This window comes from Pseudomonas kilonensis, assembly GCF_001269885.1.
Lineage (GTDB): Bacteria > Pseudomonadota > Gammaproteobacteria > Pseudomonadales > Pseudomonadaceae > Aquipseudomonas > Aquipseudomonas kilonensis.
In genome coordinates this window covers 55544-72404 of record NZ_LHVH01000032.1, presented here as the reverse complement: position 1 = coordinate 72404, position 16861 = coordinate 55544, and the positions used below count along the sequence as shown (strand labels likewise).

At 60.8% G+C, this 16861-nt stretch carries 18 protein-coding genes; 8 read left to right on the top strand and 10 right to left on the bottom strand.

All coding sequences use genetic code 11. The features are described 5' to 3' along the window. Positions 1–12: 12 nt before the first annotated feature. On the bottom strand, positions 13–768 hold the full coding sequence (gene cysZ, locus AD662_RS23735) for a sulfate transporter CysZ (RefSeq protein ID WP_014340153.1): 756 nt from the start codon (positions 766–768) through the stop codon (positions 13–15). A 311-nt stretch (positions 769–1079) separates the two neighbouring features. On the opposite strand from cysZ, the gene trxB reads away from it, so the two are divergent. Beyond that, complete coding sequence (trxB, locus tag AD662_RS23730) at positions 1080–2042, top strand: thioredoxin-disulfide reductase (RefSeq protein ID WP_018612600.1); 963 nt, start codon at positions 1080–1082, stop codon at positions 2040–2042. A gap of 195 nt (positions 2043–2237) precedes the next feature. Here trxB and AD662_RS23725 read toward each other — a convergent pair whose 3' ends face one another. The 7 genes from AD662_RS23725 to AD662_RS23690 all read right to left on the bottom strand — a co-directional run bounded on the left by AD662_RS23725 (position 2238) and on the right by AD662_RS23690 (position 6939). Continuing rightward, the gene (locus AD662_RS23725) at positions 2238–3488 is read right to left on the bottom strand and encodes a 2-aminoadipate transaminase (RefSeq protein ID WP_053189842.1); all 1251 of its coding nucleotides are present in this window, start codon (positions 3486–3488) and stop codon (positions 2238–2240) included. Positions 3489–3760: 272 nt separating this feature from the next. Further along, positions 3761–4099 carry a HopJ type III effector protein gene (locus tag AD662_RS23715; protein ID WP_053189841.1) on the bottom strand — a complete coding sequence of 113 codons (339 nt, stop codon included), beginning with the start codon at positions 4097–4099 and terminating at the stop codon, positions 3761–3763. Next, positions 4092–4388 carry a DUF1244 domain-containing protein gene (locus AD662_RS23710; RefSeq protein WP_003205454.1) on the bottom strand — a complete coding sequence of 99 codons (297 nt, stop codon included), beginning with the start codon at positions 4386–4388 and terminating at the stop codon, positions 4092–4094. The genes AD662_RS23715 and AD662_RS23710 overlap by 8 nt, the downstream gene beginning before the upstream one ends. Positions 4389–4485: 97 nt before the next feature. Next, a complete protein-coding gene (gene folX / locus AD662_RS23705) occupies positions 4486–4866 on the bottom strand; it encodes a dihydroneopterin triphosphate 2'-epimerase (RefSeq protein WP_014340149.1) in 381 nt (126 codons plus the stop codon). Beyond that, on the bottom strand, positions 4867–5427 hold the full coding sequence (gene folE, locus AD662_RS23700; protein WP_003205453.1) for a GTP cyclohydrolase I FolE: 561 nt from the start codon (positions 5425–5427) through the stop codon (positions 4867–4869). A gap of 20 nt (positions 5428–5447) precedes the next feature. Further along, positions 5448–6158, bottom strand: a complete 711-nt coding sequence (gene folM / locus AD662_RS23695; RefSeq protein ID WP_053181818.1) for a dihydromonapterin reductase — start codon at positions 6156–6158, stop codon at positions 5448–5450. A 211-nt stretch (positions 6159–6369) separates the two neighbouring features. Continuing rightward, on the bottom strand, positions 6370–6939 hold the full coding sequence (locus AD662_RS23690) for an antibiotic biosynthesis monooxygenase (RefSeq protein ID WP_018604180.1): 570 nt from the start codon (positions 6937–6939) through the stop codon (positions 6370–6372). A 220-nt stretch (positions 6940–7159) separates the two neighbouring features. Between AD662_RS23690 and AD662_RS23685 the strand changes: the two genes are divergently transcribed. Continuing rightward, on the top strand, positions 7160–8119 hold the full coding sequence (locus AD662_RS23685) for a MerR family transcriptional regulator (protein ID WP_053189840.1): 960 nt from the start codon (positions 7160–7162) through the stop codon (positions 8117–8119). Here the strand turns inward: AD662_RS23685 and AD662_RS23680 are convergent. Together AD662_RS23680 and AD662_RS23675 are read right to left on the bottom strand one after the other, a co-directional pair. Continuing rightward, a complete protein-coding gene (locus tag AD662_RS23680; protein ID WP_018604184.1) occupies positions 8116–8721 on the bottom strand; it encodes a hypothetical protein in 606 nt (201 codons plus the stop codon). The genes AD662_RS23685 and AD662_RS23680 overlap by 4 nt on opposite strands. Positions 8722–8775: 54 nt before the next feature. Beyond that, the gene (locus AD662_RS23675) at positions 8776–9249 is read right to left on the bottom strand and encodes a PAS domain-containing protein (protein WP_053181811.1); all 474 of its coding nucleotides are present in this window, start codon (positions 9247–9249) and stop codon (positions 8776–8778) included. A 153-nt stretch (positions 9250–9402) separates the two neighbouring features. Here AD662_RS23675 and AD662_RS23670 point away from each other — a divergent pair, with 153 nt between their 5' ends. The 6 genes from AD662_RS23670 to AD662_RS23640 all read left to right on the top strand — a co-directional run bounded on the left by AD662_RS23670 (position 9403) and on the right by AD662_RS23640 (position 16833). Further along, the gene (locus tag AD662_RS23670) at positions 9403–9858 is read left to right on the top strand and encodes a flavodoxin (RefSeq protein WP_018604188.1); all 456 of its coding nucleotides are present in this window, start codon (positions 9403–9405) and stop codon (positions 9856–9858) included. Positions 9859–9994: 136 nt separating this feature from the next. Then, on the top strand, positions 9995–10777 hold the full coding sequence (locus AD662_RS23665; protein WP_018604190.1) for a class II aldolase/adducin family protein: 783 nt from the start codon (positions 9995–9997) through the stop codon (positions 10775–10777). Beyond that, positions 10777–11679, top strand: a complete 903-nt coding sequence (locus tag AD662_RS23660; protein WP_053189839.1) for an alpha/beta fold hydrolase — start codon at positions 10777–10779, stop codon at positions 11677–11679. The genes AD662_RS23665 and AD662_RS23660 overlap by 1 nt, the downstream gene beginning before the upstream one ends. Positions 11680–12041: 362 nt before the next feature. Beyond that, positions 12042–12953 carry an SDR family oxidoreductase gene (locus AD662_RS23655; protein WP_014340139.1) on the top strand — a complete coding sequence of 304 codons (912 nt, stop codon included), beginning with the start codon at positions 12042–12044 and terminating at the stop codon, positions 12951–12953. Between the two features lie 681 nt (positions 12954–13634). Further along, a complete protein-coding gene (locus AD662_RS23645; protein WP_033062544.1) occupies positions 13635–15443 on the top strand; it encodes a DUF1302 domain-containing protein in 1809 nt (602 codons plus the stop codon). Between the two features lie 22 nt (positions 15444–15465). Beyond that, positions 15466–16833 carry a DUF1329 domain-containing protein gene (locus AD662_RS23640; RefSeq protein ID WP_053189837.1) on the top strand — a complete coding sequence of 456 codons (1368 nt, stop codon included), beginning with the start codon at positions 15466–15468 and terminating at the stop codon, positions 16831–16833. The last annotated feature ends 28 nt before the right edge of the window (positions 16834–16861 follow it).

The following is a 16861-nucleotide window of genomic DNA, read 5'->3' as shown; positions in this document are numbered from 1 at the left end:
TTTGTGACGGGCTCAGCCCTGCCGCGCCAAAGCGGTCTCGGCGCCTTGCTCACGGACCCAGAACAACGTCGCCCCGGCCACCGCTGCCGGCATCATCAGGATATTCACCACCGGGATCAGCAACACCAGGTACACGCTGCCGCCAAAGCCCAGGCTCTGCCAGCGTTTTTCCCGCAGCCAGGCGAGCATCTCGTTCCAGCCCAGCTTGTGGTTGTCCGCCGGGTAGTCGATGTACTGGATCGCCATCATCCACACGCCGAACAGCAGCCACAGCGGTGCCGCCACCAGGTTGACCACGGGGATGAACGACAGCACGAACAGCCCCAGGGCGCGGGGCAGGAAATAGCCGAGCTTGCGCGCTTCCCGGCTGAGAGTCCGCGGGATCATGGCGATCAATTCGGCCCAACTGAAGGCCGGGAAGTCGTCGGTGCCGCGGATGACCACTTCGACTTTTTCCGCGAGAAAACCGTTGAACGGTGCGGCGATGACGTTGGCGAGCATCGTGAAGGTGAAAAACACCATCAGCACGACGAGCACCACGAACAGTGGCCAGAGCACATAGCTGAGGAAACTGAGCCAGTCTGGCAGCGACGGCATCAGCGTATCGACCCACAGGCTGAACTGATGGCCGGCCAGGTAGATCAATCCGACAAACAGCACCAGGTTGATCGCCAGGGGCAAGAGTACGAAGAGGCGCAGGCCCGGGCTCAAGACCAGCTTGAGGCCTTCTCGCAAATATTGCGGGCCGGACAGGACGGGGGCGGGCATAGGTGACTCCGAGCGAAGGTGAACGCGCCGACCTTACCGGCTTTGCCCCGCCCGGGAAAGCGGCGACATGGCGTGTAACAACGTTTCTTCAGGCGAAGGCGCCTATTGAAAGGACCGCTGGGGATAGAGCTCACCTATGAGCTGGATTGTTAAACCGTATTTCCTTAATCTTCGCTCCCTCGATACGCTGCACCCATTCTTTTCCAGGACTGTCGAACCCAAGCCTTCCCCAAGTGCGTCAACGGTCCTTTTTTATTCGCGCCGCTCACCCGGCGTTCCGGCCCGCAAGGTCCGGTCAACAGGAGCAGGTCATGTCTGAAGTGCGTCATTCGCGAGTGATTATTCTCGGTTCCGGCCCTGCCGGTTACAGCGCTGCGGTTTATGCGGCCCGTGCCAACCTCAAGCCGCTGCTGATCACCGGCATGCAGGCCGGCGGTCAATTGACCACCACCACCGAAGTCGACAACTGGCCGGGCGACGTCCACGGCCTGACCGGCCCGGCCTTGATGGAGCGCATGAAGGAACACGCCGAGCGTTTCGAGACCGAGATCGTTTTCGACCACATCAATGCCGTGGATTTCGCCGCCAAGCCCTACACCCTGACCGGCGACAGCGCGACCTACACCTGCGATGCCCTGATCATCGCTACCGGCGCCAGCGCTCGTTACCTGGGCCTGCCGTCGGAAGAAGCCTTCATGGGCAAAGGTGTTTCCGCCTGCGCCACCTGCGACGGTTTCTTCTACCGCAACAAGCCTGTGGCAGTGGTCGGTGGTGGTAACACCGCCGTTGAAGAAGCGCTGTACCTGGCCAACATCGCCAGCACGGTCACCCTGATCCACCGTCGCGAGACGTTCCGCGCCGAGAAGATCCTGATCGACAAGCTCAATGCCCGCGTCGCCGAAGGCAAGATCATCCTCAAGCTCAACGCGACCCTGGACGAAGTGCTGGGCGACAACATGGGCGTGACCGGTGCCCGCCTGAAGAACAACGACGGCAGCTTCGACGAGATCAAGGTTGACGGCGTCTTCATCGCCATCGGCCACACCCCGAACACCTCGCTGTTCGAAGGCCAGTTGGAACTCAAGGACGGCTACCTGGTGGTCAAGGGCGGCCGCGACGGCAACGCCACTGCCACCAGTATCGAAGGTATCTTCGCGGCCGGCGACGTGGCCGACCACGTCTACCGCCAAGCGATCACCTCGGCCGGTGCCGGCTGCATGGCAGCCCTGGACACCGAGCGCTACCTGGATGGCCTGCAGAACGCTTCGTTCTGATTCAGCGGGTACAAAAAAACCGGCTTCGGCCGGTTTTTTTGTGCCTGTCACAAGATCAACGGATGGATGCTGGACCCTGTGGGAGCGGGCTTGCTCGCGAAAGCGGTGTGTCAGTCAACGTTGATGTCGACTGGAACACCGCTTTCGCGAGCAAGCCCGCTCCCACAAGGTTTTGTGGGTCAGAAACACTGCATTTCAGGCCAGCTTCGCCAGGCACGCCTCCAGAATATCCAACCCCTCTTCCAACACGGCCGGCTCGGTCGTCAACGGTGCCAGCAACCGAATGATGTGCCGCGATTTTCCGCTGGGCATCAGCAGCAAGCCCGATTCCCGCGCCAGGGCCAGCAGTTGCGTCAGTTGTGCCGAGGCCGGGGTGCCGTCGGCGTGGGTCAGCTCGATGCCGCGCATCGCGCCGACGCCGGTCAGGCGGCCCAGGTAGGGCGTCAGCCCACGGTTGCGCCAGGATTGGTAGCGGCTGACGATCGCCTCTTCCTGTTGCGAGCCCCAGGCGTGCAGGTTGGCGTCGGTCATTTCATCCAGGGTCGCCAGGGCGGCGGCGCAGGCGATGGGGTTGCCCGAGTAGGTGCCGCCGAGGCCGCCCTTGGGCAGGTTGTCCAGCAGCGCCTTGCGTCCCACCACCGCGCCCAAGGGCACGCCGCCGGCGATGCTTTTACCGAGCAGGATCAGGTCCGGTTCGATGCCCAGTCGCGAGAAGGCAAAGCGCTGGCCGGTGCGGCCGAAGCCGGACTGGATTTCATCGATGATCAGCACAATGCCCTTGTCATCACAGAACTGCCGCAGGGCCTGGGCGAAGGGCACGTCCATCGCCAGGAAGCCGGCTTCGCCCTGCACCGGTTCGACAATGAAACAGGCCACGTCATTCACGTCGATCTCGACGCTGAACAGCCGCTCCATGGCCTTCAAGGCCTCTTCGCCGGTGACGCCGTTGTCCTTGCTGGGGTACGGCAGGTGATACACCGGCCCGGGCAGTACGCCGACTTTCTGCTTGTAAGGCGCGACCTTGCCGTTGAGGTTGAGGGTCGCCAGGGTGCGGCCGTGAAAGGCGCCATCAAACGCGATTACGGCGGTACGGCCCGTGGCGCCGCGTACGATCTTCAAGGCGTTCTCCGCCGCTTCGGCGCCACTGTTGGTGAGCATGCCGCTGACCGGATAATCCACCGGGACAAACGCCGCCAGGCGTTCCATCAATTCAATGTAGGGCGCGTGGGGCGCGGCATTGAATGCGTAGTGCGTCAGCCGGGTGGCCTGTTCACGGATTGCCTCGACAATGCGCGGATGGCAATGGCCGAGGTTCAACACACCGATGCCGCCGACGAAATCGATGTAGCGTTTACCGTCGGTGTCCCAAACCTCGGCATTCTTGCCGTGGCTGAGGCTGACGGGATGCACGATGGAGATCGATTGGCTGATGGTTTCGCTGCTCATGGATGACGGCTCGGACGATGGAGAAATTTCCGTTATCTAAGCCGCGAGCAGAGGGGCCCGGCAAACGAAATAAAGTTGCCGGGTCAATCTTAAAAGTCGGGATGTGGAGCGGGAGGATTTATTTGCGGGAGGAAGACCTGTGGGAGCATGGCTTGCCCGCGATGAACGATAACGCGGTTCGGCTGTTAAACCTCGGCGCGCCCATCGCGGGCAAGCCATGCTCCCACAGATGAATGCCCTCGCCACAGAAGAGGGCTGCAAGAATTTGTGGATCAGCGCCGTTGCAGCGGCTGCGCCTCGAACGTCACACCGGCCAACCCATGGGCCATCAGCGCGCGGATATTGCCGTGATCGCTGCCGTCGGGCGTGGCCAGCACCGAGCGGTAATGTTCGCCGAACGCCCGCAGCGCTTCTTCATCGCTCAAGCCTTCGAGCAGCGCCAGGCCCAGGGTCTTGCACGAGCCTTCGTTCTGCCCGGCGGCGTTTTCCACGCCACCGTTGTTGAAGGCCTGGGGCTGGTAGTCGTAACCGGCGGCGATGAAGGCCAGGGTGTCGGCGAAGGCATGTTCGCCACTCTTGAGGCGGGTACGCAGGGTATTGAGATCAGGCATCGGGTTTTCCTTTGGCGAACGCCGCCTGTTGTTCGGCGCTGGCTTCTTTCTGGTATTGGGCTTTCCACTCGGCGTACGGCATGCCGTAGACCACTTCGCGGGCGTCGTCGAGGCTGACCTCGACCTGGCGTTCATCGGCGGCGGCCTTGTACCACTTGGACAGGCAGTTGCGGCAGAAGCCGGCGAGGTTCATCAGGTCGATGTTCTGCACATCCTTGCGGCTGTCCAGGTGGGCAACCAGCCGACGGAAAGCGGCGGCTTCGAGTTCGAGGCGTTGTTGGTCGTTCATGGTGTTCCCTGACGGGCAGCTGCAAGCGGCGAGCTTCAAGCTGCAAATTGGATGGCGTTGATCAGGCTTGAAGTTTACCGCTTGAAGTCAGTAGCGGCTACGAAGCCGCCCGGCTTGCCGCAAGGGTAATCGACACCGACTCGGCAAATCGCAAGGCGTGGGGTTTGTCGACTTCGACTTCGGCGTACAGCACCGATTCGTTGGCCATGACCAGGTCGAGCAATTCCTGGGTCAGGCGTTCGAGCAGGGCGAAGCGGTTGCCTTCCACGTGGGCGATGATCGCCTTGGTGATGGTGCGGTAGTTCAGCGCGTGGTCGATGTCGTTGTCGCGCACCGCTTCCTGGGCGGCGTAGAGGATGGTCAGGTTGATCAACACATCCTGCTTGTTGAGGATTTCATCCTCGTTGATGCCGATGAAGGTGCGTAGGCGCAGGTCCTTGACCTTGATGCGTGCCATGGCTGGCTGAAGTTGTGGCATTTAATTGCTCCGTCGAATCAATTGCAGGAACTCCTGGCGCGTGGTGCTGGAGTCGCGAAAGGCGCCGAGCATCACCGAGGTGTTCATGGTCGAGTTCTGTTTTTCGACACCGCGCATCATCATGCACATGTGCTGGGCCTCGATCACCACCGCCACGCCGGCGGCCTGGGTGACCTGCTGCACCGCGTCGGCGATTTGCCGGGTCAGGTTCTCCTGGATTTGCAGGCGGCGGGCGAACATGTCCACCAGCCGGGCGATCTTCGACAGCCCCAGGACCTTGCCCGTAGGAATATAAGCCACATGGGCCTTGCCGATGAAGGGCAACAGGTGATGTTCGCAGAGTGAATAGAGTTCGATGTCGGCGACGATCACCATTTCATCGCTGTCAGAGGCGAACAACGCGCCATTGACGATCTGCTCGACGCTTTGTTCATAGCCATGGCAGAGGTACTGCATGGCCTTGGCGGCACGGACCGGGGTATCGAGCAGACCCTCTCGCTCGGGGTTTTCCCCCAGGCCTATAAGGATTTCGCGGTAGTTCTGGGGCAGGGATAGCGTCATGGTGCATCCTCGAAACAAGGCTATTTGACGTGCCGCCCGCCGTTGACGGTCAGGGTCGTGCCGGTGACATAAGGGTTGTCCAGCAGATAACGCAGGCTCTGGTAGATCACTTCGCTGCCGGGTTCGATGCCCAGCGCGGACTTGGCCAGGGCCTTGGCGCGGTAAGCCGCGTCGTCTTCGGGGTTGAACAGTAGCAGGGCCGGGGCGATGCCGTTGACCTTGATCGCCGGGGCGAACTTCGCCGCGAACGACAGGGTCAGGCTTTCCAGGCCAGCCTTGGTGGCGCAATAGGCGATATGCCGGGCGCTGCCCTTGCGGGTCACATCATCGCTGATGTGCACGATATCCGCCGGGGTTGAACGCTGCAGCAGCTCGGCGCCGTGCAGGTTGATCAGGTAAGGCGCAAGCATGTGCACGCCGAACATGGCGTTGAAGGCCGCTGCTTCGCTGCCCGGGTCCTCGGCCAGCCAGGCCGAGGCGTTGTGCACGATGGCCCGCAGCCGGTCGGTGTGCTGCTTGAGTTGTTCGATAAAGGCCAGGATCCCCGCTTCGCTGGAGAAGTCGGCAAACAGCATGACCGCGCCCAGGTCTCGCAACGTTTGCACGCCTGGGCGTTCGGTTCGATAGGTCGCGATCACCGGTTGCCCGTCTTCCAGCAATCGCCGGGCGCAATGCAGGCCGACGCGCTGGGCTGCGCCAGTGATCAGGATCGGAGCGGTGGCGCTGGACATAGGACGGCTCGGTTCACGGCAAGAGCAAAACTATAACAGCGACGGGTAGTGTGTACCTATTGATGGCTAATCCAGCGGATATATCGCCGTATTCCACTGTGGGAGCGAGCCTGCTCGCGATGTGCTGGGTCAGCCAACACAAATATCGCCTGACACACCGCTATCGCGAGCAGGCTCGCTCCCACAGAAACCGCTGCCAAGGCTGGCAGCATCACCGATTCTGTGTGAAAGGCTTGGCCGGCAACGTCCGCTGTGGCGCGCCGTTGAGCCAGTTCGCCAGCAGATGGGTCGACATCGGGATAAACAGATAGACCATCAGTGGCGTCAGGATCAGCGTGCTGATGAACACCCGGCTCAACAGGCCCAGTTCGCTCAGCAGCGGCCCCAACAGGAAATTGAACAACAGCGAGACGGGAAAAAACGCCAGCCAGATGGCCACGGCCTGTTTCCAACGTGGCGGACGCTGACCGACTGCGCCGAACCAGCCATCGATGCCACGCACCCGGTGTTCGGAGGGATGGGCAAACAGATCGCTGCCCCGTCCCAGCCAGGCCGTGCGGGAGGCCGAGTGTTCCCAGGCGTGCAGCGTCTGCTCGTCGGCAAAACGGAAGATGATCTGGAATTCATCGTCCTCGGGCGGTGGAGCGAGCACGCCGGAACCCAGGTAGCCAGGAAAGTCGGTTGCCAGTTGTTCGCCTTCGCGCAACCAGGCGATCAGGTCCTGATAACGTCCATTGGCAACGCGGCGGGCAACCATCAAAGTGACGGGTGAGGTAGACATTATGTATCTCCGTAAGACAGGCGCGGCACTCCGGGTAGGAGGTTCGCTGGGGACGCCCCGGGGTGGTGGGTAGCGTCTGGTCGCCAAAAAACAGGCAAGGATTATTCCTGATTGTGCGTAAAACAACAAAACCGCACATCGAGTACGTTTATCCTTGTCATGACATGTCCTGGGAGGGGTAAACTAGGATCCAATTTGCCAGCCGGAATTGTCTGCCAAAATGAGTGTAATCACAGAGGATGGCTTCGTTTTCCAGGCATCAGGTGCCTTGAAGCGGGAAGACCTGTTTCCCATTCGCGAAGTCGCGCGCATGACCGGCGTTAACCCCGTGACCCTGCGTGCCTGGGAGCGGCGCTACGGTTTGATCCAACCTACCCGCACCGAAAGCGGGCATCGCCTGTACTCGTTGGGCGATATTGAAAAAGTGCGCAGCATTCTGGCTTGGATAGAGCGCGGGGTGGCCGTCAGCAAAGTGGGAAAGATCCTGGCGAAGACCGAGTCGGTGCAACCGGTTTCCACGCTGATCTCATCCGATCTGGTCAGGGCCGATCACGCCCGCTGGCAACAACAGGTGGCGGACGCGGTTAGCAGCTTTGACGATGTGGAGCTGGATCGCGTCTACGGGCAGGTCTTTTCCACCTATACCGTGCCAATCGTCTTCCAGGACATCCTGATGCCGCTCTGGCGACAAATGCTGTATCGCCAGCCAGAGTTCGGGCAAATCAGTGAATGGGTGTTTTTCGATGGGTTCCTGCGCTCGCGCATCATCCAGCGGCTTTTGCTCAAGCGCGAAAGTGGAGTGCCGCGTGTCCTGGTCTGTGCCATTGCCGGCCAATGCCGTGAGCTGGAGTTGCTGGTCGCGGCGCTGTTCCTCTCCAAGGCGGATGTGGGCGTCAGGGCGCTGTCGATCGGCCTGCCATTCAACGAGCTGACCCTGGTGTGCCAGAAGATCCAGCCGGTGGCATTGGTGCTGGTTTCCAATCATGCGCCGCTCCCGGATTTGCCCAAGCGCCTGGGCAAATTGGCGATGAGCCTGGACTGTCCGGTGATGCTGGCCGGTGAAGCATCCGACTTGGCGCAGGAAAGCCTGGCTAGCTCGTCAATCGGCTGCCTGGGCAATGAAGGAACGGTGATGCGCCAGCGCCTGTGTCAATTTCTGGCAGGCAACCTCGACACCTAGAGATGCATGGAAGGATGGGTCAGGCGATGTTGCTGCAGGATGTACTGGCGCAGGCGCTCCGTCTCGTCCTGGTCATTCTGGCTCAGGTGGTAGGCAAACAGGCCGCGATCGGTTTCCCGTTCGAAGGTGCCTCGCAACGAAATTCTCTCGTAGCCTGATGGGCTGAACCACAAGGCAAACTGCTTTGGCGGTTTGGTCCGACTGCGGTTTTCCAGCAATACGCCCTTGCAGGAGACTTCGTGGACCCACAGCGGTCCCGGCTGACCCTTGATATTTTCCAGCGCCACCGGCTCTTCGAGCGCCAGACGCCATGGGCGTATCTTCGGTCCGTCCTCGTAGATGCTTGGTACACCCAAGCGCAGGTGCATCGCATGGAATTCGTCTTCCACCAGATGCAGCGGAAAGGTCATTTGCTGGTTTTCGAAATTGGCTTGCAGCGTAACCTGCTCATTTGCCGCCAGACGTGTCAGCAAGTCACGGATCTGCGACCCACCGTTTACCAGCAAGCTCGACGTGACATCCCGCTCGTTCAGCTGCGGGTTGTGTTGCATGGTTCGGATGAAATCCAGTTCATCCTGCGTCAGAAGGGCATCGCGCTGCATGATCTGCTCGAAATAATAATTTACGTGTTCACTGGTGATTGTAGTGACTGACCATTAATTCGTGGTTTTGTTTGAACCGTTCGTCGCTTCGAGCCGAGCAATTGTCGCCCGCGCGTCGGCCAGCTCCTTTTCCAGCTGTGCGACGCGTTGTTGAGCCTTGACCTGGGTCGTGACGTCTTTTTGCACACCCACGAAATAGGTATGTCCGTCAGCCTGGTTTTTTACCGTGGACAGTGACAACTCATTCCAGAACGGCGTGCCGTCCTTGCGGTAATTGCGCAGCACCTCACGACAGGTACCGCCCTCTTGCAAGGCTTTGCGAATCGGCTCCAGCGAGGGCTGGTCCCGATCACCCGATTGCAGGAACCGGCAATCCTGATAGAGGATTTCGTCGCGGTGATAACCGGTCAATCGTTCGAAGGCCGGGTTCACGTAGATCAGGATATTGTCTTCACCTTCTTTTTCGGCGATGACAATCCCGTCGTTCGAAGCATTGATGACCAGTTGCATCAGTTGAGCGTTGATCATGGGGAGAACCCTTTGAACATCCTTGTAGAAGCAGCATTCTAAAAGAAATCGATAGACTGTCCACTGGCCATTAGGGCCGTTGAGAGCCATTCGCAGCCTGACAGGTGCAACTGTTACTATCCCGGCTCTTTTTTCAGGTTCAGGATCAGATTGATGAAAGTCGCCATTCTTTCCGGCTCGGTGTATGGCACCGCCGAAGAAGTCGCCCGGCACGCCGCCAAACTGCTTCGCGAGGCAGGTTTCGACGCCTGGCACGACCCGCGTGCGACCCTGGCGGATGTGCAGGCATTCGCCCCAGAGGCCGTGTTGGCAGTGACTTCCACCACCGGCATGGGTGAGTTGCCGGACAATCTGATGCCGTTGTATTCGATCATCCGCGACCAATTGCCGGGGTTCTTTCGTGGTTTGCCTGGCGCGGTGATCGGCCTGGGCGACGCCAGTTATGGGGATACCTTCTGCGCCGGCGGCGAGCAGATGTGCGAACTGTTCGTCGAATTGGGTGTACGCGAGGTGCTGCCGATGCTGCGCCTGGATGCCAGCGAAAGTGTCACGCCGGAAACCGACGCCGAGCCATGGCTCGCTGAGTTGATCGACACGTTGCGCGCTTGAAGCGGGTGCGCTGACTCGTTCGGCCAGTAAGCTGGCTGCCAACGCAACTACCGCCTCTGAAAGAGCTGACTAGACTGATTTTCTTGCGTACGACGTTTCGATCGAGACATATAACAAGAAACCAGAGGTCAGAGCCGTGAGCGTAGCGCCCGTCCAAACGATACTCAGCATCAAGGATCAGGTCAGTGCGGCCGAATGGCAAACCCGAGTGGACCTTGCCGCCTGTTATCGGCTTGTCGCGCTGCATGGTTGGGATGACCTGATCTTCACCCATATTTCCGCAAAGGTTCCCGGTACCGAGGATTTCCTGATCAACCCGTTCGGGATGATGTTCCATGAAATCACCGCCTCGAGCCTGGTCAAGGTCGATCAGGCCGGCAACAAATTGATGGACAGCCCCTACGAGATCAACCCGGCCGGCTACACCATCCACAGCGCGGTGCATGAGGTGCGCCATGATGTGGCCTGTGTGCTGCACACCCACACCGCTGCTGGCGTGGCGGTATCGGCCCAGAAGCAGGGGGTGCTGCCGATCAGCCAGCAATCGCTCTTCGTGCTGTCGAGCCTGGCTTATCACGCCTACGAAGGGGTGGCCTTGAATCACGAAGAAAAGGCTCGCTTGCAGGCGGACCTGGGCGAGAGCAACTTCCTGATGCTGCACAACCATGGCTTGCTGACCTGCGGCGGGACCATCGCCGATACCTTCCTGATGATGTTCACCTTTCAGCGGGCCTGTGACATTCAGGTCCTGGCGCAGAGCGGCGGGGCCGAACTGATTGCCATCGAGCCGCAGATCCTGGCTGGCGCCCGGGCGATGATCGCCGGGGTGACCAAAAGCGCCCAGGGCATGGGCGGCGCGTTGGCCTGGCCGGCGTTATTGCGCAAGCTCGATCAACAAGATGCCGGGTATAGAAGTTGATGGCCCTGGCCCAGATTCCCCTGCGTATCTGGCGCCAGCGCAGCCAGATCTTCATGTTCCGTGGCCATGCCATTCGTTACTGGGTGGCCGGGCAGGGTGAGCCGCTGCTGCTGATCCACGGTTTTCCCACCGCCAGCTGGGATTGGCATTACCTGTGGCAACCGCTGGCGCAACGCTACCGGGTGATCGCGTGTGACATGCTCGGTTTCGGTGACTCCGCCAAACCGACGGATCACGTCTACAGCCTGCTGGAGCAAGCCGATCTGCAACAGGCCTTGCTCGCGCACCTGAATGTGCGGGGCGCGCTGCATGTGTTGGCCCACGATTACGGCGACAGCGTGGCCCAGGAGCTGCTCGCACGGCATTACGAAGCGCGCATCCACCTCGCCAGTTGTGTCTTTCTCAATGGCGGCCTGTTCCCGGAAACCCACCGCCCGGTCTGGGCCCAGAAACTCTTGCTCAGTCCGCTGGGGTGGCTGTTGGGGCGGGCGTTCTCCCGGGAAAGCCTGGTCAGCAGCTTTCGGCAGATTTTCGGCCCCAGGACCACCCCCACTGAAAGCGAGTTGGATGATTTCTGGAGCCTGGTGCAAGCCCATCACGGTCCGAGGATCATGCACAAGCTCATCGCCTATATTCCCGAACGCCGTGTGCAGCGTGATCGCTGGGTGCAGGCGATGCAGCGCGGCGACGTGCCGTTGCGGGTGATCGACGGCGCGCTCGACCCGATTTCCGGTGAACACATGGTGGCGCGCTACGAGGCCCTGATCCCAAACCCTGACACGGTGTTGCTGCCCGACATCGGTCATTACCCGCACATCGAGGCACCCGTGCAGGTGCTCAAGCATTACCTGGCGTTTCGCGAAGCCATCGCCGCACCGCACAGACAAATGGCCTGTTCCTGACGACTTGGCATTGCAGCAGACCTGTGGGAGCGGGTTTGTGTGGGAGCGGGCTTGCTCGCGAAGGCGTCAGCACATCCAGCATCTATCCTGACTGAAAGACCGCTTTCGCGAGCAAGCCCGCTCCCACAGTTTTTCGGGTGTTTACGAGATTGCATTCCACTGCAAATCCCTTGTGGGAGCGAGCCTGCTCGCGATAGCGGTGCCTCTGCCAGCAGGAAAATCGAATATGCCGCCGTGGCCTGGGCCTGCATCATCCCCTCACCTTATCGGTCACTATTCACTTGCAACCGTGTTGATTGTGACCGGCAGATTTGTGCCGGACACTCGTGCCCATTGTCCTGTCCGCCTGCTGGAGTTCTGCCATGAGTGAGTCTGTGCGCTTCGAAGATAAAGTCGTGATCGTCACGGGGGCCGGCGGTGGCCTGGGACGCGCCCATGCGTTGCTGTTCGCCAAACAAGGCGCGAAAGTGCTGGTCAACGACCTGGGCGGCTCGGCGCAAGGGGAAGGGGCCAATGCCTCGGCAGCAGACCGGGTGGTTGCCGAAATCCGCGAGGCGGGCGGCATCGCCGAGGCCAACCACGACTCGGTGACCGATGGCGACAAGCTGGTACAAAACGCCCTCGACGCGTTCGGTCGCGTCGATGTGGTGGTCAACAACGCCGGGATCCTGCGGGACAAGACGTTCCACAAAATGGACGACGCCGATTGGGACCTGGTCTACCGCGTCCACGTCGAGGGCGCCTACAAGGTCACCCGGGCCGCGTGGCCGCACTTGCGTGAGCAAAACTACGGGCGGGTGATTTTCACGGCTTCCACCTCGGGCATCTACGGCAACTTCGGCCAATCCAACTACGGCATGGCCAAGCTCGGCCTCTATGGTTTGACTCGGACCCTGGCTATCGAAGGCCGCAAGAACAACATCCTGGTCAATGCCATCGCCCCCACCGGCGGCACGCGCATGACCGAAGGCCTGATCCCGCCGCAGGTGTTCGAACAACTCAAGCCCGAACTCGTCAGCCCGCTGGTGGTGTACCTGGCCAGTGAGAATTGCCAGGAAACCTCCGGCCTGTTCGAAGTGGGCGGCGGCTGGATGGGCAAGGTGCGCTGGGAGCGCAGCCTGGGGGCGGGCTTTGATCCGCGCAAAGGCTTTTCACCCGAAGACGTCGCCGCCCATTGGCAGCAGATCTGCGACTTCGAGAACGCGGTACACCCGAACGACAATCTGGAAGCCTTGAAAGAAATGATGGCGAACCTGCAACGCCACGCCATCTAGACCTCACTGCCCGGGTCGGTTGCCGTCAGCCGCGGCAACCGTGCTCATGGACAATACTTTCGCCAGGGCCGCCGGGACTCGACGGTCTCGATACCCATCACACCGTCATATCTCGCCGGGCGGAAGTGCCCTTGGGAATCAGTGACGAGGTCGACGATTTCAATGCGGTCGAAGTCTCGTTCAGGTTGCGTCGATTCCCCCAACTGCTCATCCCCGAATGCCAGGCGCACTGTTTTTGTCCGCATAAAAAAGGCCGCTGCAAAAAGCAGCGGCCTAAGCGTGACGTTGCAAAGGAGCTACAAACCAACGTCGGTAAACACGGGATGATGGACCGATACGCCAATCCATCCGAAGACGGTGTGCCAGGCATGAGGGATGCCATGAGGCTTGTGCTTGCAGGCCCGTTGCCCTGAAAGCCCGGTCAGCATAGGCATCGGGCCTTGCGGGAAACAGCCCGGATCCGGACATGCACCGTTGCAGGGCGCGTAACAGTCGAAGGCTGGGCATGAGTATGCGCGGCGCTGATGGCCCATCATCCAGTCCATCCATGCACGGCGCAAAGGCCCGGGCCGCATGGGCTGTAATCCTTTTTAGGTACAGCGCGAATACCTCCTTGGTGCGCTTATCGCCCATGGCGTGCGGCAGTAGGGTGAAGCTTCTGTCACTCACCGGGGAAGACGCATGACAACAATAACAATGCGCGCCATCTTCAAGCCGCAGGCGCTGGCCGTTGCGGTGGCCTTGGGTTGCTGTGCCCAGGCGCAGGCCGTTTCATTCAACATTGGCGAGATCGAGGGTCAGTTCGATTCGTCGCTGTCCGTGGGCGCGAGCTGGGGCATGCGCGACGCGGACAAGGACCTGATCGGCACGGTCAACGGCGGTACGGGCCAGTCCTCCACCGGTGACGATGGGCGGCAGAACTTCAAGAAAGGCGAGACCTTTTCCAAAATCTTCAAGGGCCTGCACGACCTCGAACTCAAGTACGGCGATACCGGCGTGTTCGTGCGCGGCAAGTACTGGTATGACTTCGAACTCAAGGACGAGAGCCGTCCGTTCAAGGACATCAGCGACAGCAATCGCAAGGAAGGCGCCAAGTCCTCGGGGGCGCAGATTCTCGATGCCTTCGTCTATCACAACTATTCCATCGCCGATTTGCCGGGCACTGTGCGCGCCGGTAAGCAGGTGGTCAGTTGGGGGGAAAGTACCTTCATCGGCAACTCCATCAACAGCATCAACCCGGTGGACGTGTCCGCGTTCCGTCGCCCCGGTGCGGAGATCAAGGAAGGCCTGATCCCGGTGAACATGCTGTTCGCCTCCCAGGGTTTGACTGACAAGCTGACCATCGAAGGGTTCTACCAACTGGAGTGGGACCAGACGGTTGTTGATAACTGCGGTACGTTCTTCGGCAATGACGTGGTGGCCGATGGTTGCACCAGTGGCTACACCGTGGGCAGCCCGGCGATTGCGCCGTTCGTGCCATTGACTCAGGCCTTTGGCCAGGGCATTGAGGTGAATGACGAAGGCGTTGTCATTGCTCGCAGCGGCGACCGTGACGCCCGTGATTCCGGCCAGTGGGGCACGGCGTTGCGCTGGCTCGGTGATGACACCGAGTACGGCCTGTACTTCATGAACTATCACAGCCGTACACCTACCGTCGGCACCACCACGGCAGACGCCTCTACGCTGGCCGTGCTTGGGAACCTGGGGCCAGGGGGTATGATCCCGATTGCCGAAGGACTTGCCCCCGGCAGCGGTGCGGGCCTGGCGCAAAGCGTGATGCTGGGACGCGGTCAGTACTACCTCGAGTACCCCGAGGACATTCGCCTGTACGGCGCCAGTTTCTCCACGACGTTGCCCACCGGTACCGCGTGGACCGGCGAAGTCAGCTACCGCCCCAACGCACCGGTGCAGGTCAATACCAACGACCTGACCCTGGCGCTGCTTAACCCGATTGCCGGTGGCGCGGCTTCACCCATCGCGACCTCGGCCGGGGCGGACAACACCGGCTACCGCCGCAAGGAAATCACCCAGGTCCAGAGCACCCTGACGCACTTCTTCGATCAGGTACTGGGCGCCGATCGCCTGACCCTGGTCGGCGAGGCGGCGGTGGTGCACGTCGGCGGTTTGGAATCGAAGGACAAGCTGCGTTACGGCCGCGATTCGGTCTACGGCCAGTACGGGTTCAATGGCGACACCGATGGCTTCGTCACCTCAACGTCCTGGGGTTATCGCGCCCGGGCGATTCTCGATTATTCCAACGTGATCGGCGGGGTGAACTTCAAGCCCAACGTGTCCTGGTCCCATGACGTGGCCGGCTATGGCCCCAACGGCCTGTTCAACGAAGGCGCCAAGGCCGTCAGCCTCGGTGTCGATGCCGATTACCGCAACACCTACACCGCCAGCCTCAGCTACACCGACTTTTTTGGCGGCGATTACAACGTTCTCGAAGACCGCGACTTTCTCGCGTTGAGCTTCGGCGTGAACTTCTGATCTGGCTGACAAGGAAAACCCAATGCGCAAGATGATCCTGCAATGCGGTGCCCTGGCCTTGAGCCTGCTGGCCGTGAACGTGATGGCGGCGGTCTCGCCGGATGAAGCGAACAAACTGGGCACCAGCCTGACGCCGTTGGGCGCGGAAAAAGCCGGCAATGCCGACGGCTCGATTCCGGCCTGGACCGGCGGCATTGCGAAAAACGCCGGGGCCGTGGACAGCAAGGGTTTTTTGGCTGACCCGTTCGCCAATGAAAAACCGCTGTTCACCATCACCGCCGCGACCGTGGACAAGTACAAGGACAAGCTGTCCGAAGGTCAGGTCGCGATGTTCAAGCGCTACCCGCAAACCTACAAGATCCCGGTCTACCCGACCCATCGCAGCGTCGGCCTGCCGCCGGAAATCTACGAGTCGGCCAAGCGCAGCGCCCTCAACGTCACGTCCATCAACGACGGTAACGGCCTGTCCAATTTCACCGGCAACCGCTACTACGCCTTTCCGATTCCGAAGAACGGCGTGGAAGTGCTGTGGAACCACGTCACCCGTTATCACGGTGGCAACCTGCGCCGGGTCATCACCCAGGTCACGCCGCAAACCAATGGCAGCTTCACGCCGATCCGCTTCGAAGAAGAAATCGCCGTGCCGTTCCTGATCAAGGATGCCGACCCGGAAAAGGCCAGCAACGTGCTGACCTATTTCAAGCAGTCGGTCACTGCCCCGGCGCGCCTGGCCGGTAACGTGCTGCTGGTGCATGAGACCCTCGACCAAGTGAAGGAACCGCGCCTGGCCTGGATCTACAACGCCGGCCAACGCCGTGTGCGTCGCGCCCCGCAAGTAGCCTACGACGGCCCGGGCACCGCCGCCGACGGGTTGCGCACCTCCGACAACTTCGACCTGTTTTCCGGCGCGCCGGACCGTTACGACTGGAAGCTGATCGGCAAGAAGGAAATGTACATCCCGTACAACAGCTACAAGCTCGATTCGCCAAGCCTCAAGTACGACGATGTGATCAAGGCCGGCCACATCAACCAGGACCTGACCCGTTATGAGTTGCACCGCGTCTGGGAAGTGGAAGGTACGGTCAAGCCCAGCGAACGGCACATCTATGCCAAGCGCCACATGTACTTCGACGAGGACAGCTGGCAGGCGGCGCTGGTGGATCACTACGACGGTCGCGGCCAACTGTGGCGGGTGGCCGAAGGTCATGCCCAGTTCTACTACGACCATCAGAACCCGGGCTACACCCTCGAGGCGCTCTACGACATCATCGCCGGCCGCTACATCGCGCTGGGGATGAAGAACGAAGAGAAACACAGCTACCAATATGGTTTCGAAGCCAAGGCAGCCGACTACACGCCGGCGGCGCTGCGTTCGGAGGGGGTTCGGTAACCCTGACTGTTGGAAAGATAACTGTGGC

What these genes read in the sequence shown, in the direction of transcription:
- cysZ (WP_014340153.1), bottom strand. Translation starts at nt 768, where the DNA reads ATGCCCGCCCCCGTCCTGTCCGGCCCGCAATATTTGCGAGAAGGCCTC.
- trxB (WP_018612600.1), top strand. Translation starts at nt 1,080, where the DNA reads ATGTCTGAAGTGCGTCATTCGCGAGTGATTATTCTCGGTTCCGGCCCT.
- AD662_RS23725 (WP_053189842.1), bottom strand. Translation starts at nt 3,488, where the DNA reads ATGAGCAGCGAAACCATCAGCCAATCGATCTCCATCGTGCATCCCGTC.
- AD662_RS23715 (WP_053189841.1), bottom strand. Translation starts at nt 4,099, where the DNA reads ATGCCTGATCTCAATACCCTGCGTACCCGCCTCAAGAGTGGCGAACAT.
- AD662_RS23710 (WP_003205454.1), bottom strand. Translation starts at nt 4,388, where the DNA reads ATGAACGACCAACAACGCCTCGAACTCGAAGCCGCCGCTTTCCGTCGG.
- folX (WP_014340149.1), bottom strand. Translation starts at nt 4,866, where the DNA reads ATGCCACAACTTCAGCCAGCCATGGCACGCATCAAGGTCAAGGACCTG.
- folE (WP_003205453.1), bottom strand. Translation starts at nt 5,427, where the DNA reads ATGACGCTATCCCTGCCCCAGAACTACCGCGAAATCCTTATAGGCCTG.
- folM (WP_053181818.1), bottom strand. Translation starts at nt 6,158, where the DNA reads ATGTCCAGCGCCACCGCTCCGATCCTGATCACTGGCGCAGCCCAGCGC.
- AD662_RS23690 (WP_018604180.1), bottom strand. Translation starts at nt 6,939, where the DNA reads ATGTCTACCTCACCCGTCACTTTGATGGTTGCCCGCCGCGTTGCCAAT.
- AD662_RS23685 (WP_053189840.1), top strand. Translation starts at nt 7,160, where the DNA reads ATGAGTGTAATCACAGAGGATGGCTTCGTTTTCCAGGCATCAGGTGCC.
- AD662_RS23680 (WP_018604184.1), bottom strand. Translation starts at nt 8,721, where the DNA reads ATGCAGCGCGATGCCCTTCTGACGCAGGATGAACTGGATTTCATCCGA.
- AD662_RS23675 (WP_053181811.1), bottom strand. Translation starts at nt 9,249, where the DNA reads ATGATCAACGCTCAACTGATGCAACTGGTCATCAATGCTTCGAACGAC.
- AD662_RS23670 (WP_018604188.1), top strand. Translation starts at nt 9,403, where the DNA reads ATGAAAGTCGCCATTCTTTCCGGCTCGGTGTATGGCACCGCCGAAGAA.
- AD662_RS23660 (WP_053189839.1), top strand. Translation starts at nt 10,777, where the DNA reads ATGGCCCTGGCCCAGATTCCCCTGCGTATCTGGCGCCAGCGCAGCCAG.
- AD662_RS23655 (WP_014340139.1), top strand. Translation starts at nt 12,042, where the DNA reads ATGAGTGAGTCTGTGCGCTTCGAAGATAAAGTCGTGATCGTCACGGGG.
- AD662_RS23645 (WP_033062544.1), top strand. Translation starts at nt 13,635, where the DNA reads ATGACAACAATAACAATGCGCGCCATCTTCAAGCCGCAGGCGCTGGCC.
- AD662_RS23640 (WP_053189837.1), top strand. Translation starts at nt 15,466, where the DNA reads ATGCGCAAGATGATCCTGCAATGCGGTGCCCTGGCCTTGAGCCTGCTG.